Origin of the sequence: Kitasatospora sp. NPDC058218, assembly GCF_042882445.1 — a bacterium.
Classification (GTDB): domain Bacteria; phylum Actinomycetota; class Actinomycetes; order Streptomycetales; family Streptomycetaceae; genus Kitasatospora.
Genome location: NZ_JBHVWC010000009.1, coordinates 143268 through 167935, shown reverse-complemented (window position 1 = coordinate 167935; position 24668 = coordinate 143268). Strand labels below are relative to the sequence as shown.

The 24668-nt window shown below is 72.2% G+C and carries 18 protein-coding genes and 1 tRNA gene; 2 read left to right on the top strand and 17 right to left on the bottom strand.

The features are described 5' to 3' along the window. The first annotated feature begins 44 nt into the window (after positions 1 to 44). Together ACFVYI_RS08285 and ACFVYI_RS08280 are read left to right on the top strand one after the other, a co-directional pair. The gene (locus tag ACFVYI_RS08285; protein ID WP_387882333.1) at positions 45 to 1358 is read left to right on the top strand and encodes a DUF2786 domain-containing protein; all 1314 of its coding nucleotides are present in this window, start codon (positions 45 to 47) and stop codon (positions 1356 to 1358) included. A gap of 103 nt (positions 1359 to 1461) precedes the next feature. After that, positions 1462 to 2568 carry an ADP-ribosylglycohydrolase family protein gene (locus tag ACFVYI_RS08280; RefSeq protein ID WP_387882332.1) on the top strand — a complete coding sequence of 369 codons (1107 nt, stop codon included), beginning with the start codon at positions 1462 to 1464 and terminating at the stop codon, positions 2566 to 2568. 72 nt (positions 2569 to 2640) lie between these two features. On the opposite strand, the gene ACFVYI_RS08275 is transcribed toward ACFVYI_RS08280, so the two are convergent. The 17 genes from ACFVYI_RS08275 to rplA form a co-directional block, all read right to left on the bottom strand. After that, positions 2641 to 3987 carry a serpin family protein gene (locus ACFVYI_RS08275; RefSeq protein ID WP_387882331.1) on the bottom strand — a complete coding sequence of 449 codons (1347 nt, stop codon included), beginning with the start codon at positions 3985 to 3987 and terminating at the stop codon, positions 2641 to 2643. A gap of 90 nt (positions 3988 to 4077) precedes the next feature. Next, positions 4078 to 5073: an ADP-ribosylglycohydrolase family protein gene (locus ACFVYI_RS08270; protein ID WP_387882330.1), complete on the bottom strand. Its 996-nt coding sequence runs from the start codon at positions 5071 to 5073 to the stop codon at positions 4078 to 4080. A gap of 8 nt (positions 5074 to 5081) precedes the next feature. Beyond that, a complete protein-coding gene (locus tag ACFVYI_RS08265; protein WP_387882329.1) occupies positions 5082 to 6296 on the bottom strand; it encodes a cytochrome P450 in 1215 nt (404 codons plus the stop codon). A 96-nt stretch (positions 6297 to 6392) separates the two neighbouring features. Beyond that, complete coding sequence (locus ACFVYI_RS08260; protein WP_387882328.1) at positions 6393 to 7133, bottom strand: NAD-dependent deacetylase; 741 nt, start codon at positions 7131 to 7133, stop codon at positions 6393 to 6395. A gap of 114 nt (positions 7134 to 7247) precedes the next feature. After that, positions 7248 to 7856, bottom strand: a complete 609-nt coding sequence (locus ACFVYI_RS08255) for a hypothetical protein (protein ID WP_387882327.1) — start codon at positions 7854 to 7856, stop codon at positions 7248 to 7250. Between the two features lie 173 nt (positions 7857 to 8029). Next, a complete protein-coding gene (locus ACFVYI_RS08250; RefSeq protein ID WP_387882326.1) occupies positions 8030 to 8719 on the bottom strand; it encodes a response regulator in 690 nt (229 codons plus the stop codon). Further along, entirely contained in the window at positions 8716 to 9912 is a 1197-nt protein-coding gene (locus ACFVYI_RS08245) for a sensor histidine kinase (protein WP_387882325.1), read from the bottom strand. The genes ACFVYI_RS08250 and ACFVYI_RS08245 overlap by 4 nt, the downstream gene beginning before the upstream one ends. A gap of 76 nt (positions 9913 to 9988) precedes the next feature. Beyond that, positions 9989 to 10657, bottom strand: coding sequence for a DUF4097 family beta strand repeat-containing protein (locus ACFVYI_RS08240; RefSeq protein ID WP_387882324.1), 669 nt, complete (start codon positions 10655 to 10657; stop codon positions 9989 to 9991). Positions 10658 to 10828: 171 nt separating this feature from the next. Next, positions 10829 to 10902, bottom strand: a tRNA-Met gene (locus ACFVYI_RS08235). A 224-nt stretch (positions 10903 to 11126) separates the two neighbouring features. After that, on the bottom strand, positions 11127 to 15017 hold the full coding sequence (locus ACFVYI_RS08230; protein WP_387882323.1) for a DNA-directed RNA polymerase subunit beta': 3891 nt from the start codon (positions 15015 to 15017) through the stop codon (positions 11127 to 11129). A 103-nt stretch (positions 15018 to 15120) separates the two neighbouring features. Next, positions 15121 to 18597 carry a DNA-directed RNA polymerase subunit beta gene (rpoB, locus tag ACFVYI_RS08225; protein ID WP_360630332.1) on the bottom strand — a complete coding sequence of 1159 codons (3477 nt, stop codon included), beginning with the start codon at positions 18595 to 18597 and terminating at the stop codon, positions 15121 to 15123. Between the two features lie 830 nt (positions 18598 to 19427). Continuing rightward, positions 19428 to 19808 (bottom strand): 50S ribosomal protein L7/L12, encoded by a 381-nt coding sequence (gene rplL / locus ACFVYI_RS08220; RefSeq protein ID WP_387882322.1) that lies wholly within the window; start codon positions 19806 to 19808, stop codon positions 19428 to 19430. Positions 19809 to 19898: 90 nt separating this feature from the next. Then, complete coding sequence (gene rplJ, locus ACFVYI_RS08215; RefSeq protein WP_359803449.1) at positions 19899 to 20462, bottom strand: 50S ribosomal protein L10; 564 nt, start codon at positions 20460 to 20462, stop codon at positions 19899 to 19901. Between the two features lie 337 nt (positions 20463 to 20799). Further along, entirely contained in the window at positions 20800 to 21660 is an 861-nt protein-coding gene (locus ACFVYI_RS08210) for a hypothetical protein (RefSeq protein WP_387882321.1), read from the bottom strand. Positions 21661 to 21963: 303 nt separating this feature from the next. Further along, a complete protein-coding gene (locus ACFVYI_RS08205; RefSeq protein ID WP_387882320.1) occupies positions 21964 to 22800 on the bottom strand; it encodes a hypothetical protein in 837 nt (278 codons plus the stop codon). 93 nt (positions 22801 to 22893) lie between these two features. Then, positions 22894 to 23685 (bottom strand): hypothetical protein, encoded by a 792-nt coding sequence (locus ACFVYI_RS08200; protein WP_387882319.1) that lies wholly within the window; start codon positions 23683 to 23685, stop codon positions 22894 to 22896. A 204-nt stretch (positions 23686 to 23889) separates the two neighbouring features. Then, positions 23890 to 24612 (bottom strand): 50S ribosomal protein L1, encoded by a 723-nt coding sequence (rplA, locus tag ACFVYI_RS08195; protein ID WP_387882318.1) that lies wholly within the window; start codon positions 24610 to 24612, stop codon positions 23890 to 23892. Positions 24613 to 24668 lie beyond the last annotated feature (56 nt).

Genomic DNA, 24668 nt, shown 5'->3' with positions numbered 1-24668 from the left:
GCCGCCCTGACCGCAGGACGGGCACGACGAGAGCAGGCGACACCGTGGGCAAGCGCAGCCAGCAGGGCGGGACCGGGGCGAACGGGAGCGCCGGACCGCTACTGGAGCAGGCGGTGCGGGCGGTGCTGACGGCGCCGGACGACGGGCTGGACCTCGCGCTGGACACCGGGGCCTCGCTGCTGGCCGCCTCCCCCGGCCAGTGGCAGGCGGTGAGCCGGGCGCTGCTCGGCCACGCGGACACGGCGGTCGGGCGGTGCTGGTCCGCGGGCTGGCGGCCGGCGGACCTGGCCCGGGTGGTGCGGCGGGAGCTGAAGCCGGTGCACCTGGCGCTCGCGGTGGACCTGATCGCCGCCGAGAACCGGCGCCACCCGGCGGCCGCGACGGACCGGCGCTGGCAGGAGCAGCTGCGCGAGCTGGAGACCGAGGTGTGGTGGGAGGGCGACGAGGCGTACCTGGGAGCGTTCGCCCACCGGCACCGGCTGGACCGCTTCGCGCTGGCCACGACCGTTCTGGAGCTGCTGCGCAGCTGGGGCCGGCTGCCCCCGATCGCCCCGGTCGGCCCGGCGCCCGGGCAGGGCGGGCAGGCGCCCCGGGCGGAGCGGCGGGCGCAGGGTCCGGTCCCGGGCGAGCCGCGGATGCTGTCCCGGGTCCGGGCGCTGCTGGCGAAGGCCGAGTCCACCGAGTACCCGGAGGAGGCCGAGGCGCTCACCGCCAAGGCCCAGCAGCTGATGGCCCAGCACAGCATCGACGAGGCGCTGCTGGCGGTCGGCGGCGAGGACCGCAACGCCCCGGCGGCGCTGCGGATCGGCGTGGACAACCCCTACGAGGTCCCGAAGACGATGCTGCTGGACGCGGTGGCGGCGGCGAACCGGTGCCGGGTGGTGTGGGCGAAGGAGTTCGGCTTCTGCACCATCATCGGCTTCGACGGCGATCTGGACGGCGTCGAGCTGCTGTACACCTCGCTGCTGGTGCAGGCGACGCACGCGATGAACAAGGCCGGTTCCCGCCAGCACCTGGACGGCGCCTCGCGCACCAAGGCGTTCCGGCACTCCTTCCTGGTCGCGTACGCGGCGCGGATCCGCGAGCGGCTGACCGCCGCGACCGAGCAGGCCACCAACGACGCGGCGGCCGGCCGGCACCTGCGCGAGGACGGCACCGAGGCGCAGCTGGTGCCGGACGAGCGGCTGCTGCCGGCGCTGGCGGCCCGGACCGAGGCGGTCGACCAGCAGGTCGGGCGGATGTTCCCGAAGCTGGTCTCGCAGCGGGTCCGGGTGAGCGACGGCGAGGGCTGGGTGGCGGGCCGGGCGGCCGCCGACCGGGCCGCCCTGCACGGCCGGGCCGGGGAGATCCGGCGGTAGCGGCCGGGCCTGATAGAACGGACATCGTCAGGGCCGGTCCGGCCGGTCCGGCCGACCTCGGCCCGATCGACCGGGCGGGCCCCAGGAGCAAGGGGGAGCGACGGTGGCGGTGACGGAGTCGGGGTACGCGGACCGGGTGCGCGGGGCACTGCTCGGCGGGGGCGTCGGCGATGCCCTGGGCTGGCCGGTGGAGTTCCAGCAGCTGCACCAGATCCGGGAGCAGTACGGCCCGGCCGGGGTGACCGGGCTGCCGAGCGGTGGCCGGATCGCCGAGGTCACCGACGACACGCAGATGACGCTGTTCACCGCCGAGGGGCTGATCCGCGGCTTCGTCCGGGGCTGGTCGGGCGGCGGCGGCTCGGTCCCGGAGGCCGTCCACGGCGCCTACCGGCGCTGGCTGCTGACGCAGCAGCAGGGCGCGCCGGACCAGCGTCCGCTCCCCCGCCCGTACGACGGCTGGCTGCTGCGGCAGCCGTTCCTGTACGCGCGGCGGGCGCCCGGAAACGCCTGCCTGAGCGGGGTGTCGTACCACCCGGAGTTCCAGGCGCCGGCGCCGTTCGGGCAGCCTGGGCCGATCAACGCGCACTCCAAGGGCTGCGGCACGGTGATGCGCTCGGCCCCGTTCGGGCTGGCCCGGCTGGGCGTCGAGCAGTCCTTCGGGCTGGCCGCGCAGTGCGCGCAGCTCACCCACGGGCACCCGACCGGCTATCTGGCGGCGGGCGCGTTCGCGTCCCTGGTGGAGCGGCTGGTGGACGGGGTCGAGCCGTGGACGGCGGTCGGGCAGGTCGTCGAGCAGACCCGGGACCTCCCGGCCTCCAAGGAGACCGTCCTGGCGCTGCACCGGGCGGTGCGGGTGGCCGAGGAGGCGGAGCCCTCGGCGGAGGCGGTGGAGCGGGTCGGGCTCGGCTGGATCGCCGAGGAGTGCCTGGCGATCGCGGTGTACTGCCTGCTGGCCGCCGCGTCCGGGCCGGACCCGGCCCGGACGGCGCTGCTGCTGTCGGTGAACCACTCCGGGGACAGCGACTCCACCGGCGCGGTCTGCGGCAACCTGGTGGGCGCGGCGTACGGCGCGGCGGCCCTGCCGGCGGCCTGGACCGAGGCCGTCGAGGGCGGGGAGACGCTGCTGCGGGTGGCGGACGACCTGCTGGTGCTGTTCGGCAGCCGTGAGCCGACCCACCCGGCCCTCGGCGGGCGCTACCCGGCCTGGTGACCGGGCGCGGCACGCCGGGCCTGGCACCGCCTCGCCGGGCCTTCGGGCCCTTGAGCGGGGCCTGCGCGCCGGTCAGCCGGCCTGCGGGTCGGTGACCTGGCCGAGGAAGAGCGGCCGGCCGCTGGTGGTGTCCCTGATCAGGAACAGGAACGGCCGGTCGATGTGCAGCTCGACGGCCTTCTGCGGAGCCGCCGCGCCCGCCGCCTCGATGCCGACACCGCTGCCGGCGGCGGCCACCGTGCCGTCCTCGTCCACCTGGACGGTGGCCTTCTGCACCACCGTGCCGATCTTCAGCCGCTCGTCCGCCCCCGGTCCGGGGATGCCGCTGAGGTCGGCGGCGTCGAAGGCGGCGTCGACGCCGAGCGCACGCAGGGTCGGTGTCAGCTCGTTGGCCGTGTCGAAGTGGAAGCGCGGCAGGGTGAGGTCGACCGGCCGCTCGGCGAGCGAGTCCAGGATCATCGTGAGCTGGGCCTGGTCCAGGCCCTTCCTGAAGGCCTCGAACCCGCCCTGGGCGGGCACCAGCAGGTCCATCGCCATCCCGCCGTCCGCGTAGCGGAGTTCGACGGCCTGCCAGGGCTGGCCGACGATGCCGCCGGAGCCGTCGGCGTAGCGGAAGGTGCCGCTCTGCGCCATCGTGGCGACGGCGGGGGTCGAGCCGTCCAGGCGGTGGAACGGCCGGTCGGAGGTCTGCGCGGGCTTGAACGGGACGGCCCACTTCGCCTTCAGGTAGAGCGCGTCGGTGAGCGCCAGGCGGGTGTTCGGGTTGATCGCCTTCTCGCCGAAGAGTTCCTTGATCCGGCCCTCGGTCGCCTTCTCCACCGCCGCGTTGACGGTCTTGCGGGCGCCCTGCGGGTCATTGCGGAAGTCGGCGGTGTGCACGCCGGTGCCGAAGGCGGCGGCGAGGGTGGCCAGGTAGCCCTGGTCGAGCGGGAAGCCCTGCTGGGTCCAGAGGTCGTCCGCCTGGCGCAGGGTCAGGCCGTCGGTGGGCGGGACGGCGCGGTTGAGGGCGCCGGTGGCGAGGGCGTACTGCTGCGGGGTGAGTTCGGTGTGCAGGGCCCTGGCGAGTTCGTCGGCGGTCGTGCCGCGGGCCCCGGGCAGCACCATGGCGAGCACGGTGGCCAGACCGGACGGGGAGAGCACCAGGTTGCGGCCGGCCCCGTCGGGCGCGCTGGTGAGGGTGTGCAGCAGGTCCAGGCCGAAGGCGCTGGTGGCGGCGGCGGTCGCCGAGACCTGGGCCGGGTCGGCGGGTGGCGCGGAGGTGGGCGCGGAGGCCCGGACGACGACCGGGTCGGCGGCGCCCGTGCTGCCGCAGCCGGTGAGCAGCGGTGCGGCGAGCGCGGCGGCGAGGACCGGCGCGAGGAGCGGGGCCGCCGGGCGGCGGCTGGTGCGACTGCGGGTGCTGCGGGTGCGGCTCGTCATGGCGGTTCGACGCGGCCGGCGCCCGGGCGGTTCCCCCACCGCCCGCCCGGGCGCCCGCTGCCCCGGGGTGCGCCCGGTCCCGGGGCGCCGTCAGTCCCAGAGGGCGCCGAGCGCGAGCAGCTCGTCCCGGTACTCGATCCGCTCGACCCAGTCCGCCGGCCAGGCCTGCTCACCCAGGTGCGCGCCGGCGAAGGCGCCGGTCAGACAGGCGATGGAGTCGGAGTCGCCGGACGAGTACGCGGCCCGGCGCACGGCGGCGACCGGGTCGTCCGGCAGCAGCAGGAAGCAGAGCAGGCCGGTGGCGAGCGCCTCCTCGGCGATCCAGCCCTCACCGGTGGCCAGGCACGGGTCCGCCTCGACGTCGGGTGCGGCGAGCGCGGCGTCCAGCCGGTCGAGGACACCTAGGCACTCGTCCCAGCCACGGGCGATGAAGTGCTCCGGCGACGGGTCCTGGGCGTGCTGCGCGAGGTCGCCGAGCCAGAACTCGTCGTACCGGGTGCGGTTGGCCAGCGCGTACGCCCGCAGTTCGGCGGTCAGCCCGGCCGGCGGCAGGCCCTCGGCGAGCCTGCGGACCGCGTACGCGGTGAGGTCACTGGCCGCGAGCGCGGTGGGGTGGCCGTGGGTGAGGGCGGACTGCAGCTGGGCGGCGCCGGAGAGCTGGCGCGGGCTCAGTTCCTTGACCAGGCCGATCGGGGCGACCCGCATGTTGGCGCCGCAGCCCTTGGAGCCGACGTCGCTCGCCTCCTGCCAGCGGCGGCCGTCACTGAGCCGCCAGCAGGAGCGCATGCAGGTCATCCCCGGCGCGCGGTTGTTCTCCGGCGACCGCCACCACTCGACGAACTCCTCGCGCAGCGGCCGCTCCAGACGCAGCGGGCCGAGCGGCCCGCGCTCCAGGGCGGTGCGCAGGGCGCGGCCGAGGGCGAGCGTCATCTGGGTGTCGTCGGTGACCAGCGCCTTCTCCGGCAGCGGGAGCCGGCGCCAGTCCTCGCAGTACTGGGCGATGTGCTCGATCTCGTCGAACTCGGTGCGGTGGCCCAGCGCGTCCCCGATCGCCAGGCCCAGCAGTGCCCCCGTCGCCTTGCCCACGACTCCCCCTAGATCTCGACCAGCAGTTCTTCCAGCCCCCGGATCACGTAGCCCGGGCGCCACTCGGGCTCGCGGACCAGCCGCAGGCCGGGTGCCCGGCGCAGCAGTGCGCCGTAGGACTCGGTGAGCTCCAGTCTGGCGAGCGGAGCGCCGAGACAGAAGTGGATTCCGGCGCCGAAGGTGACGTGCGGGTTGTCGGCGCGGCCGAGGTCGAGCCGGTCGGGGTCGGCGAAGCGGGCCGGGTCCCGGTTGGCGGAGCCGAAGAGCAGCGCGACCTCGGAGCCGCGCGGAACGGTGACGCCGCGGATCTCGATGTCCTCCAGCACCCAGCGCTCGAACATCTGCAGCGGGGTGTCCCAGCGCATCAGCTCCTCGACGGCGGTGGGCAGCAGTTCGTCCACCGAGCCGCGCAGCCCGGCGAGTTCGCCGGGGTTGCGGAACAGCGCCCACCAGCCGTTGCCGGTGGTGTTGACGGTCGCCTCGTGGCCGGCGTTCAGCAGCAGGACGCAGGTGGAGACCATCTCCTGCTCGCTGAGCGCGTCGGCGCCCTCCTGGGCCTGGATCAGCGCGCTGATCAGGTCGCCGCCGGGCCGGTCCCGGCGCGCGCGGATCAGGGCGCGCAGGTAGTCCGAGAACTCGGTGCTCGCGGTGACGGCCCGGCGGGCGGCCTCCTCGGTCGGGTTGAGCTCGAACATGCCGGTGATGTCGGCGGACCACGGCCGCAGGAGGTGCCGGTCGCTCTCCGGCACGCCCAGCATCTCGGCGATCACCGCGACCGGCAGCGGCTCGGCGACGGCGGCGATCAGGTCGCCGCCGCCGGCCGCGAGCAGCCCGTCCACGAGGTCGGCGGCGAGCCGCCGGACGGTCGGGCGCAGCCCCTCGACCATCCGCGGGGTGAAGGCCTTGGAGACCAGCCGCCGGATCCGGGTGTGGTCCGGCGCCTCCAGGTCGAGCAGCCCGTGGTCGTTGAGCGTGTGGAACGGCTCGTGCGCCGGGTCGGGTGCGGGCCGGCCGAACTCCTCGTGGGTGAAGCGGTGGGTGTACGTCCGCCCCAGCCGCCGGTCCCGCAGCAGCGCGCTGACGTCCTCGTGGCGCGACACCAGCCACTGGCCGGTCGGCTCGTAGTACGTCACCGGGGCGTGCTCGCGCAGCTCGGTGTACGCGTCGTAGGGGTGGGCCACGAACGCCGCCGACCAGGGGTCGAACTTCGCCGTCGTCGTCATCGATCGATCACTCCTGGCCATGAGGGGGGAGCCGGGTGATCATCGTACGCACGCGGCCGTTCCGGTCCAGGGGCGTTCGGCCAGGGCCCGTCCCGCCTAGGCGTGCTCGGCCACCAGCCGGCGGACCAGGGCCGGGAGCGCGGTGGAGATCGGCTCGCGGATCACCTCGTCCGCCGCCTCGTCGAACGGCGTGGGCTCACCGTTGACGACGACCAGCCGGGCGCCGGACTCCAGCGCGATCTGCGGGAGCGCGGCCACGGGGTACACCTGGAGGCTGGTGCCGACGGCGATGAAGAGGTCACAGGCCTTGGTCACGGCGTCGGCCTGCTGGAGCACCACCGGGTCGAGCGCCTCGCCGAACATCACCGTGCGGGGCTTGAGCACCGCGCCGCAGTCCCGGCAGGCCGGGTCCGGCTCGCCGGCGGCGACGCGCTCCAGCGCCCCGGCCATCGAACCGACGACATGACAGCGCACGCACTCCACCTCCCGCGCGGTGCCGTGCAGTTCGAGCACCTTGCGGGCGGGCAGCCCGGCCCGCTGGTGCAGGCCGTCCACGTTCTGGGTGAGCACCCGCACCGGCAGCCCGCTGCGCTCCAGCTCGACCAGCGCGAGGTGTCCGGCGTTCGGCTCGGCGGTCAGCGCGCCCGCGTCCCGGCGCAGCAGCCAGGCCCGGCGGCGGACGTCCGGATCGGCCAGGTACGGGCCGATGGTGACGAGCTGTTGGGCCGCCGGGTCGCGCTGCCAGAGGCCGGCCGGGCCACGGTAGTCGGGGATGCCGGAGTCGGTGGAGATCCCGGCACCGGTCAGAACGGCGATCAGCGGACGCTTGGCGGTCATGCCCGGGACGGTACGGGGCCGGGGCCGCGGACCGCCACCGAAAATCCGGCGCGCGGGCCGCTGCCCCGGCCCCGCCGGCCGCCCCACCCCCGTGGGAGCGGCCGGCCCCTGCGCTCAGGCCGCGACCGGGCGCCGCGCCCCGCCGAACCCGGCCAGCGGCGCCAGCGCCACCAGGTACAGCACGGCGGCCGGCGGGATCAGGGCCAGGTCGACGACCGTCATGGCCGTTCCGAGCAGCATCAGCACCGGGCTCCACCACCGCAGTGCCCGGGTCGCACCGGCCGAGGCGGCGACCAGCAGCGCCAGCAGGCCGACGTAGAACAGCAGCGGGCCCACCGAGTAGAAGGCCGGCAGCACTCCCGGCCGGTCCTGGACGCTCTCGAACATCCGCTGCTGGTCGGCCTTGTCCGCGGCGACCGCCCCCACGTAGAGGTCGATCCCGATCTGTACCACCGAGGCCGCCAGGCCCGCGAAGGCCGCCCCCGCCGCCGCGTTCGCGGCGATCCGGCCGACCGTACGGCGCGGGGCGAGCCGCCCGCGCAGCGCGGCGAGCACCGGGCCGAACAGCAGCAGCCCCGCCAGCATCAGGGTGTGGCCGACCATCCAGCCCGGGCCCGGGTCCCGCGAGCCGTCCAGCAGCCTGATGCCGCCGTACAGCGCCATCAGGGCGGGGCCGCCGACGGCGGCGAACGGGGTGAGGCGGTCGAGCCTGGTGGCGTTCATGGGTGTTCTCCGGTCTGCGGGTTCGTTCTCCGACACCCCAGATGCTGTCCGCCGGACCGCTCGTCGCGGATCGCCCGCACCGGCGAACCCGCCGCCTCCCCCGCGCGGGGGATCCCTCCGGAGAGCGGCCCCCGAGAGCGGCCCCCGCGGGCCGGAGGGCCCCGGGCCGGGCGTCAGCCCTCGCCCGCGACGACCGCCCCGGCCTCGTAGGCGAACACCACCGCGTGCACCCGGTCCCGGAGCCCGAGCTTGCCCAGCACATTGCTGACGTGCGTCTTCACGGTGTGCTCGCTCACCACCAGCTCGGCGGCGATCTCCGCGTTGGAGAGCCCGCGGGCCAGCAGCCGCAGCGTCTCCCGCTCCCGCACGGTGAGCTGCTCCAGCAGCCGGGACGGTGCCCGTACGCCCTGCGCCGGCGGCTTGGCCCCGCCCGGCCGACGGGCGGCGAACTCACCGATCAGCCGGCGGGTCACCGAGGGCGCCAGCAGCGCCTCGCCCGAGGCGACCATCCGCACGCCGTGCGCCAGGTCGTCCCGGCGGACGTCCTTGAGCAGGAACCCGCTCGCCCCCGCGTAGAGCGCGTCGAAGACGTAGTCGTCGATGTCGAAGGTGGTCAGCATGATCACCTTGGTGTCCGGGAACTCCGCACAGACCCGGCGGGCCGCCTCCAGGCCGTCCATCACCGGCATCCGGACGTCCAGCAGCAGCACGTCGGGGCCGTGCTCGCGGACCGCCTCGACCGCCTCGGCGCCGTCGCGGGCCTCCGCGACCACCTCGATGTCCGGCTGCGCGTCCAGGATCATCCCGAACCCGGCCCGCACCAGCTCCTGGTCGTCCGCGACGACCACCCGGATCGGCTTCACCGTCCCACCTTCTCCCTCGACACGCCCTCGCCCAGCGGCAGCCGGGCGCTCACCACGAAGCCGTTCCCCTCCGGCCCGGGCCCGGCCTCGGCCCGACCGCCGCAGGCCGCGGCCCGCTCCCGGATCCCGACCAGCCCGCGCCCGCCGGACCAGTCGCTCACCGTGCGGTCCGCCCGTCGGCGCACTCCGCGCCCGTTGTCGGACACCATGACCTCCAGCACCTCGCCCGCGCGGACCACCCGCACGGCCGCCCGGTCCGCGCCGGCGTGCTTGACCGTGTTGGTCAGCGCCTCCTGCACGATCCGGTACGCGGCCGCCTCGACGTCCGCGGGCAGGGGGCCGGGCGAGGCGTCCAGGTCCACCCGGAGCCCCGCGCCGCGCACCCGCTCGGCCAGGCCGGCGAGTTCGGACAGCCGCGGCTGCGGCGCCAGCTCCGGCGCCGCGCCGTCCTCCTTCAGCACCCCGAGCACCCGGCGCAGCTGCACCATGGCGTCGCGGCCGGAGTCGGCGATGGTGTCGAAGGTCCTGATCGCCCGCTCCGGGTCCTTGTGCACCACCAGCGGGCCGGCCTCCGCCTGGATCACCATCAGCGACACGGCGTGCGCCAGGATGTCGTGCATCTCCCGGGCGATCCGGCCCCGCTCCTCGGCGACCGCGCGCGCCGCGTCGCTGGCCGCCCGCCGGCCGGCCTCCCGGGCGCGCTCCGCCTCCACCTGGGCCAGCCGGCGCAGTTCGCGCACCAGCGAGCCGAAGACGAACGCGCCGACCGAGGTCAGCAGGGAGAACAGCATGCCGTTGGGCGAGCGGGTCCCCACCACGTTGGCGGCCACCACCACGGCCAGCACCGTCCAGCGCTGCCAGTCCCGCGCGCGCTCGGCCACCGTGTAGACGCTGATCACCGCGTACAGCGGCAGCTGCGGCATCACCGAGTGCGCCACCACCGAGAGCACCGCCGACACCCCACCGCTGACGGCCAGCACCGTCAGCGGAGCCCGCCGCCGCCAGGGCAGCGGCAGCGCGGTGCCCAGTGCCAGCAGGTAGACCCACCAGGGCCGGGCGCCGTCGTCGTGGAACACCGCCCAGACCGAGATCCCCGCCGAGCAGACCGCCAGCAGGCCGTCCAGCACGTAGGGGCTCACCCCGGCGAACCGCGTCCGCCGGGCCCGCCCCGGTGCGAACCGGTCCCCGTCCACCTGCCCCCCGTACCCGGGGACGCCTCCCCCGCGGAGAAGATCATGCCCTACCGGCAGCGCCGTGGGCACCGGCCCGTCAGACACCGCCGACCGTCACTCCGCCCGTCCCGGTCCGCGCCGTGATGCTGCGCACCGCACCGGGCCGGCGGGGCACCTCCACCGAGACGTCGCCCGTCCCGGCGCTCGCGTCCACCGCGTACGCCTCCCCCGCCGGCACCCGGACCCGGACCCCGCCGGTCTCCGCCCGGGCCTCCACCGTGTCCGGGCTCCCCGCGAACGAGGCCTCGATGCCACCCGTGCCGGTGCTCAGCCGCACCACCGGGGAGGTCAGCCCGCTCGCCTCCACCCCGCCGGTGCCGACCTTCGCCTCCACCTCACCGGCCAGCCCGGTCAGCCGCACCCCGCCGGTCTCCGCGCTGACCCGCACCCGGGTGCCGGCCGGCACGTCCACCTCGTACCCGACGCCGCAGTCGTCGCAGTCGTAGCGCAGCGTCAGGGTGCCGTCCCTGACCTCGTGGCTGCTCCGCGGCGCCGCACCCCGGTAGTTCTGGTGCTCGGCGACCTTCACCGCGTCCCCGCCCCCGCGGACGGTGATCCCGCCGATCCGCCCCTCGATCACCAGCACCTGCACCGGCTCGCCGACGCCGTAGTCGACGTCCCGCCGCTCCTCGTCGTCCAGCAGACAGCCGGACATCCCGAACAGCACCGCCCCGGTGATCGCCATCGCCCCCAGTGCCCGCTTCATGCCGGCTCCCCTCCACGTCCGTTTCTCCGACGTCGAGCAGCCTCCCCCGCCACCCCCGCCCACCGCCTCGCCCGCCCGGGCGGTTTCCCCGGCTCCCCCGCACGAGGGAGCCGGGGAGCCCGGGAAAGCCGAAGGGCCCGGAGGCTGAATGCCTCCGGGCCCTTCGATTTGTAGCGGGGACAGGATTTGAACCTGCGACCTCTGGGTTATGAGCCCAGCGAGCTACCGAGCTGCTCCACCCCGCGTCGGTAAACACGACTCTACGCGACTTCCGCCGGGGAACCTAATCCGTTTCGCTCCCGCCCCCTGGAACCCCGTCGGGCGGCTCCGCGGGCGGGCCTCGGGCGAGGCCTCAGGGCACCCCGGAAGGCCCTGGAAGGGCCGCCCGGCGGCTCCGGGAGGCCCCGGAACGCCGCCGGGCGGCCACCCCCGTGAGGGGTGACCGCCCGGCGGTTCGGTGACCGTGGACTCAGCCGGTGTACGGGCCGTAGTCGTAGTCGTCCAGCGGGACCGCCTGGCCGGAGCCGGCGCCGAAGGGCGACAGGTCGTAGTCGTCGTAGCCGACGGCCGAGTACATCGCGGCCTTGGCCTCCTCGGTCGGCTCGACCCGGATGTTGCGGTAGCGGGGCAGACCCGTACCGGCCGGGATGAGCTTACCGAGGATGACGTTCTCCTTGAGGCCCAGCAGCGGGTCCGACTTGGCGTGGATCGCCGCGTCGGTGAGCACCCGGGTCGTCTCCTGGAAGGAGGCGGCCGACAGCCAGGACTCGGTGGCCAGCGAGGCCTTGGTGATACCCATCAGCTGCGGACGGCCGGAGGCGGGGTGACCGCCCTCGGAGACCACACGACGGTTCTCGGTCTCGAAGCGGCCGCGCTCGACGAGCTCGCCCGGGAGCAGCTCGGCGTCGCCCGACTCGATGATCGTCACGCGGCGGAGCATCTGCCGGATGATGATCTCGATGTGCTTGTCGTGGATCGACACGCCCTGCGAGTTGTAGACCTTCTGGACCTCGGCGACCAGGTGGATCTGGACGGCACGCTGGCCCATGATCCGCAGCACGTCGTGCGGGTTGGTGGCACCCATGGTCAGCTTCTGGCCGACCTCGACCGCCTCGCCCTCGCTGACGAGCAGCTTCACACGCTTCGAGACCGGGTAGGCGATCTCGTCGGTGCCGTCGTCCGGCGTGACGACCAGCTTGCGGGTCTTCTCGGTGTCCTCGATGCGGACCCGGCCCTGCGCCTCCGAGATCGGGGCCACACCCTTGGGGGTACGGGCCTCGAAGAGCTCGACGACACGGGGCAGACCCTGCGTGATGTCGTCACCGGCCACACCACCGGTGTGGAAGGTACGCATGGTCAGCTGGGTACCGGGCTCACCGATGGACTGGGCGGCGATGATGCCGACCGCCTCACCGATGTCGACCAGCTTGCCGGTGGCCAGCGAGCGGCCGTAGCAGAAGGCACAGGTGCCGACGGCCGACTCACAGGTCAGGATCGAGCGGGTCTTGACCTCGCTGATGCCGTGGCGGATCAGCTCGTCGATCAGCACGTCACCGAGGTCGGTGTTCGCGGTGGCGAGGAGCTTGCCGTCCACCGTGATGTCCTCGGCGAGCATGCGGGCGTAGACGCTGGTCTCGACGTCGTCCGTCTTGCGCAGGACGCCGTTCTCGACCGTGCCGATCGCCAGCTTGAGGCCGCGCTCGGTGCCGCAGTCCTCCTCGCGGATGATGACGTCCTGCGAGACGTCGACCAGACGACGGGTGAGGTAGCCCGAGTCGGCGGTACGCAGGGCGGTGTCGGCCAGACCCTTACGGGCACCGTGGGTCGAGATGAAGTACTCGAGAACGGTGAGGCCCTCACGGAACGACGCCTTGATGGGACGCGGAATCGTCTCGTTCTTGGCGTTCGACACCAGACCACGCATACCGGCGATCTGACGCATCTGCATCATGTTTCCACGAGCACCCGAGTCGACCATCATGAAGATGGGGTTCGTCTTCGGGAAGTTCGCGTTCATGGCCTCGGCGACCTCGTTGGTCGCCTGGGTCCAGATGCCGATGAGCTCCTGCTTGCGCTCGTCGTTGGTGATCAGGCCGCGCTCGTACTGACGCTGGACCTTCTCCGCCTTCGCCTCGTAGCCCTCGAGGATCTGGGGCTTGCTCGGCGGGACGACGACGTCGGAGATCGAGACGGTGACACCCGAGCGGGTGGCCCAGTGGAAACCGGCCGCCTTCAGGTTGTCCAGGGTCGCCGCGACGACGACCTTGGGGTAGCGCTCCGCCAGGTCGTTGACGATCGCGGAGAGCTGCTTCTTGCCCACCTCGTAGTCGACGAACGGGTAGTCCTCGGGCAGCAGCTCGTTGAAGAGCGCACGGCCCAGGGTGGTCTGCAGGCGGAAGGACTCGCCCTCGAACCAGTTCGACTGGCCCTCCTCGTCGACCGGCGGGGTCCAGCCACGGGGCGGGACGGTGCCGATCGGCAGGCGGATGTCGATGACGGCCTGGACGTCCAGCTCCTTGGCGTCGAAGGCCATGACGGCCTCGGCGGTCGAGGAGAAGGAACGGCCGGCGCCCTTGACGTTCTCGCGGTCCGAGGTCAGGAAGAACAGACCGAGCACCATGTCCTGGGTCGGCATGGTGACGGGGCGACCGTCGGCCGGCTTCAGGATGTTGTTCGAGGACAGCATCAGGATGCGGGCCTCGGCCTGCGCCTCCGCGGAGAGCGGCAGGTGGACGGCCATCTGGTCACCGTCGAAGTCCGCGTTGAACGCGGTGCAGACGAGCGGGTGGATCTGGATGGCCTTGCCCTCGACCAGCTGCGGCTCGAAGGCCTGGATGCCGAGGCGGTGCAGGGTGGGCGCACGGTTCAGCAGCACCGGGTGCTCGGCGATGACCTCTTCGAGGACGTCCCACACGACCGGGCGGGCGCGCTCGACCATGCGCTTGGCCGACTTGATGTTCTGCGCGTGGTTGAGGTCCACCAGGCGCTTCATCACGAACGGCTTGAAGAGCTCCAGCGCCATGGCCTTCGGCAGACCGCACTGGTGCAGCTTGAGCTGCGGGCCGACGACGATGACCGAACGGGCCGAGTAGTCGACTCGCTTGCCGAGCAGGTTCTGACGGAAACGACCCTGCTTGCCCTTCAGCATGTCGCTGAGGGACTTCAGCGGGCGGTTGCCGGGGCCCGTGACCGGGCGACCACGACGGCCGTTGTCGAACAGCGCGTCGACGGCCTCCTGGAGCATGCGCTTCTCGTTGTTCACGATGATCTCGGGGGCACCGAGGTCGAGGAGGCGCTTCAGGCGGTTGTTGCGGTTGATCACGCGGCGGTACAGGTCGTTCAGGTCGGAGGTCGCGAAGCGGCCACCGTCCAGCTGCACCATCGGACGCAGGTCCGGCGGGATGACCGGGACGCAGTCCAGCACCATGCCGTTGGGCTTGTTGGTGGTCTGCAGGAACGCGGAGACGACCTTGAGGCGCTTGAGCGCACGGGTCTTCTTCTGGCCCTTGCCGGTGCGGATGATCTCGCGCAGGCGCTCGGACTCCTCCGCCAGGTCGAAGGTCTCGAGGCGGTCCTTGAGGGCCGCCGCGCCCATCGAGCCGGAGAAGTAGGTGCCGAAGCGGTCGCGCAGCTCGCGGTAGAGCAGCTCGTCGCCCTCGAGGTCCTGGACCTTGAGGTTCTTGAAGCGGGCCCACACCTCGTCGAGGCGGTCGAGCTCGCGCTGCGCACGGTCGCGCAGCTGCTTCATCTCGCGCTCGGCACCCTCGCGCACCTTGCGGCGCACGTCGGCCTTGGCGCCCTCGGCCTCCAGCTCGGCCAGGTCGGTCTCGGCCTTCTTGGCGCGGGCTTCGAGGTCGGAGTCGCGGCGGTTCTCGATCTGCTGGCGCTCGACCGAGACGTGCGCCTCCAGGGACGGCAGGTCGCGCTGGCGGCGCTCGTCGTCGACCCAGGTGATCATGTAGGCGGCGAAGTAGATGACCTTCTCGAGGTCCTTCGGCGCCAGGTCGAGCAGGTAGCCCAGGCGGGACGGGACACCCTTGAAGTACCAGATGTGGGTGACCGGAGCGGCCAGCTCGATGTGGCCCATCCGCTCACGGCGCACCTTGGCGCGGGTCACCTCGACGCCGCAGCGCTCACAGATGATGCCCTTGAAGCGGACGCGCTTGTACTTGCCGCAGTAGCACTCCCAGTCCCGGGTCGGACCGAAGATCTTCTCGCAGAAGAGCCCGTCCTTTTCCGGCTTCAGGGTGCGGTAGTTGATGGTCTCCGGCTTCTTGACCTCGCCGTGCGACCACTGGCGGATGTCGTCGGCGGTGGCCAGGCCGATGCGGAGCTCGTCGAAGAAGTTGACGTCAAGCACTGGTCGTCAAGCCCTCTTTCGTAAGTCGAGAGTCGTTCATGTGGTCTGAGGGGGGCCTGGGGGCGGGCCGGCTCCCGGTGGTGGGGAGCCGGCCCGGCCTCCGTCAGACCTCTTCGACGCTGCTCGGCTCGCGCCGGGACAGGTCGATGCCGAGCTCCTCGGCGGCGCGGAACACGTCCTCGTCGGAGTCCCGCATCTCGATGGACTGGCCGTCCGAGGACAGCACCTCCACGTTGAGGCAGAGCGACTGCATTTCCTTGATGAGCACCTTGAAGGACTCGGGAATGCCGGGCTCGGGGATGTTCTCGCCCTTGACGATGGCCTCGTAGACCTTCACGCGGCCGAGAACGTCGTCGGACTTGATGGTGAGCAGTTCCTGCAGCGCGTAGGCGGCGCCGTACGCCTCGAGGGCCCACACCTCCATCTCACCGAAGCGCTGACCACCGAACTGCGCCTTACCACCGAGCGGCTGCTGGGTGATCATCGAGTACGGGCCGGTCGAGCGGGCGTGCAGCTTGTCGTCGACCAGGTGGTGCAGCTTGAGGATGTACATGTAGCCGACCGAGACCGGCATCGGGAACGGCTCGCCGGAGCGGCCGTCGAACAGCCGGGCCTTGCCGGTGGAGTTCACCAGGCGCTCACCGTCACGGGTGAGGGTGGTGTTGTCCAGCAGGCCGGTGATCTCGTCCTCGCGGGCGCCGTCGAAGACCGGGGTGGCGAGGTTGGTGCCGCCCTGGACGGTGTCGGCGCCGATCGCCTGCAGGCGCTGGGCCCACTCGTCGGCCAGCCCGGAGACGTCCCAGCCCTGCTTGGCGAGCCACCCGAGGTGGATCTCCAGGACCTGTCCCGGGTTCATTCGGGACGGGACACCCAGCGGGTTGAGGATGATGTCGACCGGGGTGCCGTCCTCCAGGAACGGCATGTCCTCGACCGGCAGGATCTTCGAGATGACGCCCTTGTTGCCGTGACGGCCGGCGAGCTTGTCACCGTTGGTGATCTTGCGCTTCTGGGCCACGTAGACGCGGACCAGCTGGTTGACGCCCGGGGGCAGCTCGTCGCCCTCTTCGCGGTCGAAGACGCGGACGCCGATGACCTTGCCGGACTCACCGTGCGGCACCTTCAGCGAGGTGTCGCGGACCTCACGGGCCTTCTCACCGAAGATCGCGCGGAGCAGGCGCTCCTCCGGGGTCAGCTCGGTCTCACCCTTGGGCGTGACCTTGCCGACCAGGATGTCGCCGGTGACGACGTCGGCGCCGATGCGGATGATGCCGCGCTCGTCGAGGTCCGCGAGGACCTCCTCGGAGACGTTCGGGATGTCCCGGGTGATCTCCTCGGGGCCGAGCTTGGTGTCACGGGCGTCGACCTCGTGCTCCTCGATGTGGATCGAGGAGAGGACGTCGTCCTGCACGAGGCGCTGCGACAGGATGATCGCGTCCTCGTAGTTGTGACCCTCCCACGACATGAACGCCACGAGCAGGTTCTTGCCGAGGGCCATCTCGCCCTCGTCGGTGCACGGGCCGTCGGCCAGCACCTGGTTGACCTCGACCCGGGCGCCCTCGTCCACGAGCACCTTCTGGTTGAAGGCGGTGCCCTGGTTGGAGCGGGTGAACTTGGCGGCGCGGTACGTGGTGTACGTGCCGTCGTCGTTGGCCACGGTGACGTAGTCGGCCGAGACCTCCTGGACGACACCGGCCTTCTCGGCGGTGATGACGTCCGCGGCGTCGACGGCGCAGCGGTACTCCATGCCGGTACCGACCAGCGGAGCCTCGCTCTTCAGCAGCGGCACCGCCTGGCGCATCATGTTCGAGCCCATGAGCGCGCGGTTGGCGTCGTCGTGCTCGAGGAACGGGATCATGGCGGTCGCGACCGACACCATCTGGCGCGGCGAGACGTCCATGTAGTCGATCTCGGTGCCCGGGATGTAGTCGATCTCGCCGCCACGGCGGCGGACCAGGACACGCGGCTCGGCGAAGGTCAGCTCCGGCGTCAGCGGGGCGTTGGCCTGCGCGATGACGTAGCGGTCCTCCTCGTCGGCCGTGAGGTAGTCGACCTGCTCGGTGACGACACCCTCGATGACCTTGCGGTACGGGGTCTCGATGAAGCCGAACGCGTTGACCCGGCCGTACGAGGCCAGCGACCCGATCAGACCGATGTTCGGGCCTTCGGGGGTCTCGATCGGACACATGCGCCCGTAGTGCGAGGGGTGCACGTCACGGACCTCGAAGCCGGCGCGCTCACGGGAGAGACCACCGGGACCGAGGGCGGACAGACGGCGCTTGTGGGTCAGGCCCGACAGCGGGTTCGTCTGGTCCATGAACTGCGACAGCTGGCTGGTGCCGAAGAACTCCTTGATGGAGGCGACGACCGGCCGGATGTTGATCAGGGTCTGCGGCGTGATCGCCTCGACGTCCTGGGTGGTCATGCGCTCGCGCACGACGCGCTCCATACGGGCGAGACCCGTACGGACCTGGTTCTGGATGAGCTCGCCGACGTTGCGCAGACGACGGTTGCCGAAGTGGTCGATGTCGTCGACCTCGACCACGATGTCGCGGCCCTCGGTGTCACGCCACTCGGTCTCGCCCGCGTGCAGCTTCACCAGGTACTTGATCGCACCGATGATGTCGGGCTCGGTGAGCACGCCGGAGTCCAGCGACTCGGCGTTGCCCAGCTTGCGGTTGACCTTGTAACGGCCGACCTTGGCGAGGTCATAACGCTTCGGGTTGAAGTAGAGGTTCTCCAGAAGCGTCTGCGCGGCCTCGCGCGTGGGCGGCTCGCCCGGGCGCAGCTTGCGGTAGATGTCGAGCAGCGCGTCGTCCTGGCCCTGGGTGTGGTCCTTCTCCAGGGTGGCGCGCATCGACTCGTACTCGCCGAACTCCTCGAGAATCATCTCGTTGGTCCAGCCGAGCGCCTTGAGCAGCACGGTGACGGACTGCTTGCGCTTGCGGTCGATGCGGACGCCGACCATGTCGCGCTTGTCGATCTCCATCTCCAGCCAGGCACCACGCGAGGGGATGACCTTGCAGGAGTAGATGTCCTTGTCGGACACCTTGTCCAGGGTGGAGTCGAAGTACACACCCGGGGAGCGGACGAGCTGCGAGACGACGACACGCTCGGTGCCGTTGATCACGAACGTGCCCTTGTGGGTCATGAGCGGGAAATCGCCCATGAAGACCGTCTGAGACTTGATCTCACCGGTCTCGTTGTTGGTGAACTCGGCCGTGACGAAGAGCGGGGCCGCGAACGTGAAGTCGCGGTCCTTGCACTCGTCAATGGAGTTCTTCGGCGGCTCGAAACGGTGGTCGCGGAAGGTCAGCGACATCGACCCACTGAAGTCCTCGATCGGGGAGATCTCTTCGAAGATCTCCTCCAGACCGGACTTGGTGGGGACGTCCTGACCACTCTCCAGGGCCGCCTCGACCCGGGACTTCCAGGCCGCGTTGCCGAGCAGCCAGTCAAAGCTCTCGGTCTGCAGGGCCAGGAGGTTCGGGACCTCGAGGGGCTCCTTGATCTTCGCGAACGAGACGCGGAGCGGGGCGGTGGATGCGGCGGAATTGTTCGAGGCGTTGCGCGGCGCGGCCAAGAGGGGGGTCCTTCCGAGGGCTCGGAGCTCACTGCGCGCGTACCGGCCGGGCCTGGAAAGGTTTGGTCCCACCTCCCTCGCAACTGGCCTCCGCCTGGGGTGAAACCCGAGGTCAGAGCCGTTTTGCGGAGGCGGTGCCAGACCCCTTCAGGGCAACGCAAACTCCGGGCGACGAGTCACGGAGCAGCTAACAGGCAGCGCAAAGGGACAGTGTAGCCAAACGGCACACTGCTGTCCAGCTCTGATTCGGAAACCGAATCGGAGACTCCTCCCGGTAGCCGGCGGACGCGGACGCCCACCGGGTACTGCACGGACCCGGACGCTGCCGGGCCACTTCGACTCACGTGGAGTCACTTCCCTCCGGAGCCGCTGGTTATGCATCCACCAGCGAACCAACCGGGGCGGACTCGCGCCACGAGAATCGCGCGCCGCGCCTGGTTCGTCAAGGGCCCGCCTCCGGCGCGGACCTCGACCCGTTCATCGCCCCGGACCCTCCCGGCGTTACAGAAGCCGTGGTGAGGGCCACTCTCGATGACAGCGATCACCATACCCGCCCGCACCGACAGTGCCGAGTGCGCTCTCGGCCACACCGGCGCACCCGGGCCACCGGGCCCGCCGAGGGGCCTCGCCGGCCCGCCGACGACCCGCCGACGACGCGCCCGCGGCCCTTGGCTCCCGGGGCCATCCCGGGGGCCCTCCGTGCCGCCCGCGGCCGGAAACGCGAAAAGGCCGGGCCGACCACCCACAAGGGTGATCGGCCCGGCCTCTGGCATCCTTCGCCCTCAGTGAGGGCGTGAGGTTGCCTCCCGACCCTCAGGGCCGGAGAGAAGTCACTTGACGGTGACCTTGGCGCCAGCGGCCTCGAGGGCAGCCTTGGCCTTCTCGGCAACGTCCTTGGCAACCTTCTCCAGGACCTTGGCACCAGCGGTGTCAACGAGGTCCTTGGCCTCCTTCAGGCCGAGGGAGGTCAGGGTGCGCACCTCCTTGATGACCTGGATCTTCTTGTCGCCGGCACCCTCGAGGATGACGTCGAACTCGTCCTGCTCCTCAACGGCCTCAGCGGCGACGGCCGGGCCGGCAACGCCGACGGCGACCGGAGCGGCAGCGGTGACGTCGAACTTCTCCTCGAACGCCTTCACGAAGGCGGCGAGCTCGATGAGGGTGAGCTCCTCGAACTGCGCGAGCAGCTCGTCCTGGGTCAGCTTCGCCATGATTGGCGTCCTTCCACTAATTCGGCAGGTGGTGCCGTATGTACGGGTTGGCGGGCGTACGGGCCCGCAGCGAGGCGTGAGCCTGCGGAATTACTCCGCGGCCTCGTCCTCGGCGGCGGGAGCCGGCGTACCGGCACCGCCCTGCTCGACCTTGTCGCGCAGCGCGTCCACAGTGCGGACGAGCTTCGACGGCAGGGCCTGGAAGAGCGCGGCAGCCTGGGACTGCTTGCCCTTCAGAGCGCCGGCCAGCTTGGCGAGCAGCACCTCGCGGGACTCGAGGTCCGCGAGCTTCTTGATCTCATCGGCGGTCAGCGCCTTACCGTCAAGGACACCGCCCTTGATGATGAGAGCGGGGTTCTCCTTGGCGAAGTCACGCAGAGCCTTCGCCGACTCCACCGGGTCACCGGTGACGAAGGCGACAGCCGTCGGACCGGCGAACAGGTCGTCGAGCTCCGTGATCCCGGCCTCATTGGCCGCAATCTTGGTCAGCGTGTTCTTCACCACGGCGTACTGGGCGTTGTCACCCAGCGAGCGACGCAGGGTCTTAACCTGCTTCACCGTCAGACCGCGGTACTCGGTCAGCACGGCCGCGTTCGAGGCACGGAACTGCTCCGTGATCTCGGCGACGGCGGCAGCCTTGTCGGGCCTAGCCATAGGCTTACGCCTCCTTCCGTGATGTCGAAGTCGGGCCGACCGCGAAAGTCGACCATTCGAGCCTCGGACCACCGGACGAAGGAAAGCTCCTGCGGAAAAGCAGATGAGCCCCGGTGCGCAGGCGCACGGGGCTCAGTTCGACCTCGACAGGTCCGCGTGCGAACACGAGGCCCCGGAAGTCCAAGCTCCAAACAATCCTGCGCGGGCTGCCTGCGACGAATCGCAGATCCTTCGGCCTCCGCGTCCCTTGCGAGCGCACGGTGACAACCAGCGGTCTTTGGCTTCGGTAACACTAGCCGGACTCCGCCGTCCGGGGCAAATCGCCCACCCGCGACCGTCAGCGGGCCAGCGGGGAGACGCTGCGGGTGCCCGCGTCCACGGTGTCCGCCTCCGCCGGTGCCTGCACCGAGATGCTGCCGGCGAAGTCGCTGTAGAGCACCGCGTCGTCCGTCCGGCCGCTCTCCCCGGTGCCGGTCCGCTGCAGCCTGACCAGCTGGTCCTTCTCGTTCAGCCACAGGTCGAGGGTCAGCGAGACCGACCCGCCGGGGGCCAGCGCGGCCCGCAGGCCGTCCCGGCGGGCCTGGCTCAGCTGGACCTGCGCGGCCGCGTACCGCTCCGCGTCGGTGGAGACCCGGTAGTGCTCGACCGTCGAGTCCTCGAACTTCTCCTCGCCGACGAACTGCGCCTCGACGCCGTCGGCGGTCGCGGCGGCCAGCGCCTCGACCGGGTTGAGCAGGTCGATCAGCCCGGCGTACGGGATCTCCCGGTGGCCGTCCGCGCTCGGCGCCCCGGAGAAGCGCTCCCAGTGCTTGCCGCCCAGTCGGGCCGCGGTGGCCGCGTCACCGCCCTGGTACGCCACGGTGTCCACGACGATCAGCTGCTCGGCCTCGGCCGGGGTGGAACGTTTGACCTGGAGCGCGGTCTTCGGCTGCCAGAACAGCGGGCCGGTGCCGGCGTCCGACCCCAGCCGGTAGCTGACCTTGGCCCGGCGGGCGGTCTGCATGGCGAGCTGGGCGGAGAGCAGGACGCCGTGCGGCGACCGGTCGGTGGGCTTGGCCGGCCCGGTCGGGGCGGCGCTGGTCGACGTCGGAACGCCGGAGGGCGTCGGCGTCGCGCTCCCGCCGCTTCCGCACGCCGTGAGACCGCTCGCCAGGAGCACCGCGGCCGTCATGGCCGCCAGTCGCTGCCGCACCGCCATGCCCCCTCCCCTTCCTGTCCGGTCACCACCGCGACGGTCCCGCTGCGGGCCGCGCCGTCCTCGACCGCGCCGTCGCGGGCGCGCTGTCCCAGCCACCATGCCACCAGGGGCCCGGTCGACCGGCGGCGCCCCCTCGGCCTCCCGGGCGGTGTCGGCCGAACTCCGTCACCTCGGCCCCGTCGGCCGCGGCGCCGGGCTCCGCGGCCCGGTCGGCCGCTCAGGCGCCGGTGACCCCGGACGGCCCGCCCGCGACCGGCCCGGATCGGCCCCGTCCGGCCACCGGAACGGACGGCCCGGATCGGCTCAGAACTTGAAGCCCTTGGCGAGGTCGGCACCCGAGCCGATGTCGCCCGCGGCCGGCGCCTCGATCTTGGGCGCGGCGCCGAGGCCCGCGTATGTGACGGTGACGGCCGAGGCCTCGCCGCCCTTGTCGCCGTACTCCTTGAGCTGGACGAGCTGCTGCCCGGCGTTGATCCAGAAGTCCACGGTCAGCGTGCTGCCGCCGGCGGTGAGCGTCTGCTGGACGGCCGCGCGCTGGTCACCGCCGAGCATGGTCAGGCTCTCGGCCAGCTTCGCGGTGTCCTCGACGGCCCGGAAGTGGGTGGCCTGGGCCCCGCCCACCGTCTCGGTGCCGACCTTGGTGAGCTTGCCGCCCTGGGCCGCCGCCGACAGCTGGAGGACGGGGTTGGTCATCTGCGCCATGGACAGGAACAGCACCGACATCGAGCCGACGATCGGGTCCTTCGGGCCGACCTTGGCCCAGTGCCGCCCGCCCAGCACGACCGTGGTCTCGGGGCCGCCGCCGAGGTAGACGTCGTCGCCCAGCACCCGCACCTTGGTGCTCGCCTTGTCCTTGCCGGCCAGGTCGACGACGGTCTGCTGGCGCCAGTCGCCGGCGCCGGTCAGGGTGTCGCTCTCGGTGCTCACCGTGAGCGAGCCGTTGCCGGCCCGCTGCATCACCGCGGCCGACGCGGCCAGCGCCGCCCGGGGGTCGAGGTCGGCCACCTTGCCGGCGATCGCGTCCCCGGCGGCCTTGGTGTCCGCCGTGCCACCGGTACCGCCACCGCTGCTGCAGGCCGAGAGCCCGCCGGACAGGACGGCCGCCGCGACGGCGACGGACGCAAGGCGCAGAGCGCGCATAAAGGATCCCCCCATTGACCGATCATCAGAAAATACCCAGCGGACTCTAATGGATCGCCGGGCCCCTGCCCCACCGGACGGAAGCGGCCCCGCCTACTCCGCCGGGGCCGGGCCCTCGGTGCTCGCCCCTGGGTCGGAGACGTCCGTCGTGGTGACCACGGTTCCGGCGCTGCCCTCCGCGGTGGCGCGCAGCCGGAGCAGGCGGTCGCCGGGCGCGACCCAGAAGTCGTAGCCGATGGCGGCGACCCCGCGCTCGCGGTAGTACCCGAGCACCACCGCGAGCCGCTCGGGGGTGAGGCCCTGGTCGACCGCGAAGAACTCGGCCACCGACGCGCTGCCCCGGTAGTGCGCCACGATGCCGCCGGCCAGCTGTTCCCCGCCGAGCGAGGTGAGCCGGCCGGCCAGCGCCATGCCGTGCACCGCGTCGCCCGGGTTGGAGACCAGGCCGGACATCCAGCCGCCCGCGTAGCCGCCCGCTCCCCGGGCGGCCCGCGGGTCGAGCGACTCGGCCTCGGCCCGCTCGGCCCGCATCGACGCCGCCCCCTCGTACCCGAGGTCGAGCGTGCCGTCCTGGCTGTGCAGCCGGCCGGTGCCCCGCTCGTCGGTGACGGTCAGCTCGGCCGCCTCCCGGGCTCCCCAGAACACCGTGCCGGTGGCGGTCCGCCGACCGGCCGGGCTCTCCTCGACCACCTCGACGTGCGCGCCGCCGGTGTCGTCCAGCGTCTGCGCGGCCGCGAGCAGCACCTGTTTCGGGGGCCGGACGGTCGCGGGCGTGCCCTGCGGGGTGCGGTCGCCCGAGACCGCCAGCAGGCTGCACGCGGTGAGGCCGCTGGCGAGCACCAGGAGGGCCGCCCCCCAGGCGGCGGGGCGAAGGGCGGGCGGCACGGCACACTCCGGCGGTCGGCTGCGGTCACGCGTCGATCGGATGATCGGACCGGCCGAGCGTACGACGACCCGCCCGGGAGTTCCCCACCGCCCCGGATCTCGATCCGGACACGACGACGGGCCCGCACCCCCGGTGAGGGGTACGGGCCCGTCGTGCGGACTACTGCTGCGCCCAGGACGCGGCTACCGGTCGGAGCTCGGGGCTCAGACGGCGGCCGGGTCCTCCTCGACCAGGAGGTTGCGGGTACGGTTCGGGTCCACCAGGATGCCGGGGCCGATCGTGGTGCTGATCGCGGTCTTCTTGATGTAGCGACCCTTGGCGGCGGACGGCTTGGCGCGGAGCACCTCGTCCAGCGCGGCGGCGTAGTTCTCGACCAGCTGCACGTCGGTGAAGGAGGCCTTACCGATGATGAAGTGCAGGTTCGAGTGCTTGTCGACGCGGAACTCGATCTTGCCGCCCTTGATCTCGTTCACGGCCTTGGCCACGTCCGGGGTCACGGTGCCGGTCTTCGGGTTCGGCATCAGGCCACGGGGACCGAGCACGCGGCCCAGGCGGCCGACCTTGCCCATGAGGTCCGGGGTGGCGACGACGGCGTCGAAGTCGAGGCGGCCCTTGGCGACCTCGTCGATGAGCTCGTCGGAGCCGACGATGTCGGCGCCCGCAGCACGCGCGGCCTCGGCACGCTCGCCGGTCGCGAAGACCAGGACCCGAGCGGTCTTACCGGTGCCGTGCGGGAGGATCACGGTGCTGCGGACCATCTGGTCGGCCTTGCGCGGGTCGACGCCCAGACGCATGGCGACCTCGACGGTGCCGTCGAACTTGGAGGTGCTGGTCGCCTTGGCGAGGCGGATGGCCTCGAGGGGGGCGTAAAGGCGGTCGCGGTCGACCTGTGCGTCCGCGGCCTTCAGAGCCTTGCTGCGCTTCACTGCTGCTCCTGAATGGGGAATGGAGTCGTGGTATGGACGGGCCGCGCTGGCCCTAC

Excerpts from the sequence above, each read along its gene's own strand:
- ACFVYI_RS08275 (WP_387882331.1), bottom strand. The coding sequence starts at position 3,987 with ATGACGAGCCGCACCCGCAGCACCCGCAGTCGCACCAGCCGCCGCCCG.
- ACFVYI_RS08265 (WP_387882329.1), bottom strand. The coding sequence starts at position 6,296 with ATGACGACGACGGCGAAGTTCGACCCCTGGTCGGCGGCGTTCGTGGCC.
- ACFVYI_RS08260 (WP_387882328.1), bottom strand. The coding sequence starts at position 7,133 with ATGACCGCCAAGCGTCCGCTGATCGCCGTTCTGACCGGTGCCGGGATC.
- ACFVYI_RS08255 (WP_387882327.1), bottom strand. The coding sequence starts at position 7,856 with ATGAACGCCACCAGGCTCGACCGCCTCACCCCGTTCGCCGCCGTCGGC.
- ACFVYI_RS08240 (WP_387882324.1), bottom strand. The coding sequence starts at position 10,657 with ATGAAGCGGGCACTGGGGGCGATGGCGATCACCGGGGCGGTGCTGTTC.
- rplL (WP_387882322.1), bottom strand. The coding sequence starts at position 19,808 with ATGGCGAAGCTGACCCAGGACGAGCTGCTCGCGCAGTTCGAGGAGCTC.
- rplJ (WP_359803449.1), bottom strand. The coding sequence starts at position 20,462 with ATGGCTAGGCCCGACAAGGCTGCCGCCGTCGCCGAGATCACGGAGCAG.
- ACFVYI_RS08210 (WP_387882321.1), bottom strand. The coding sequence starts at position 21,660 with ATGGCGGTGCGGCAGCGACTGGCGGCCATGACGGCCGCGGTGCTCCTG.
- ACFVYI_RS08205 (WP_387882320.1), bottom strand. The coding sequence starts at position 22,800 with ATGCGCGCTCTGCGCCTTGCGTCCGTCGCCGTCGCGGCGGCCGTCCTG.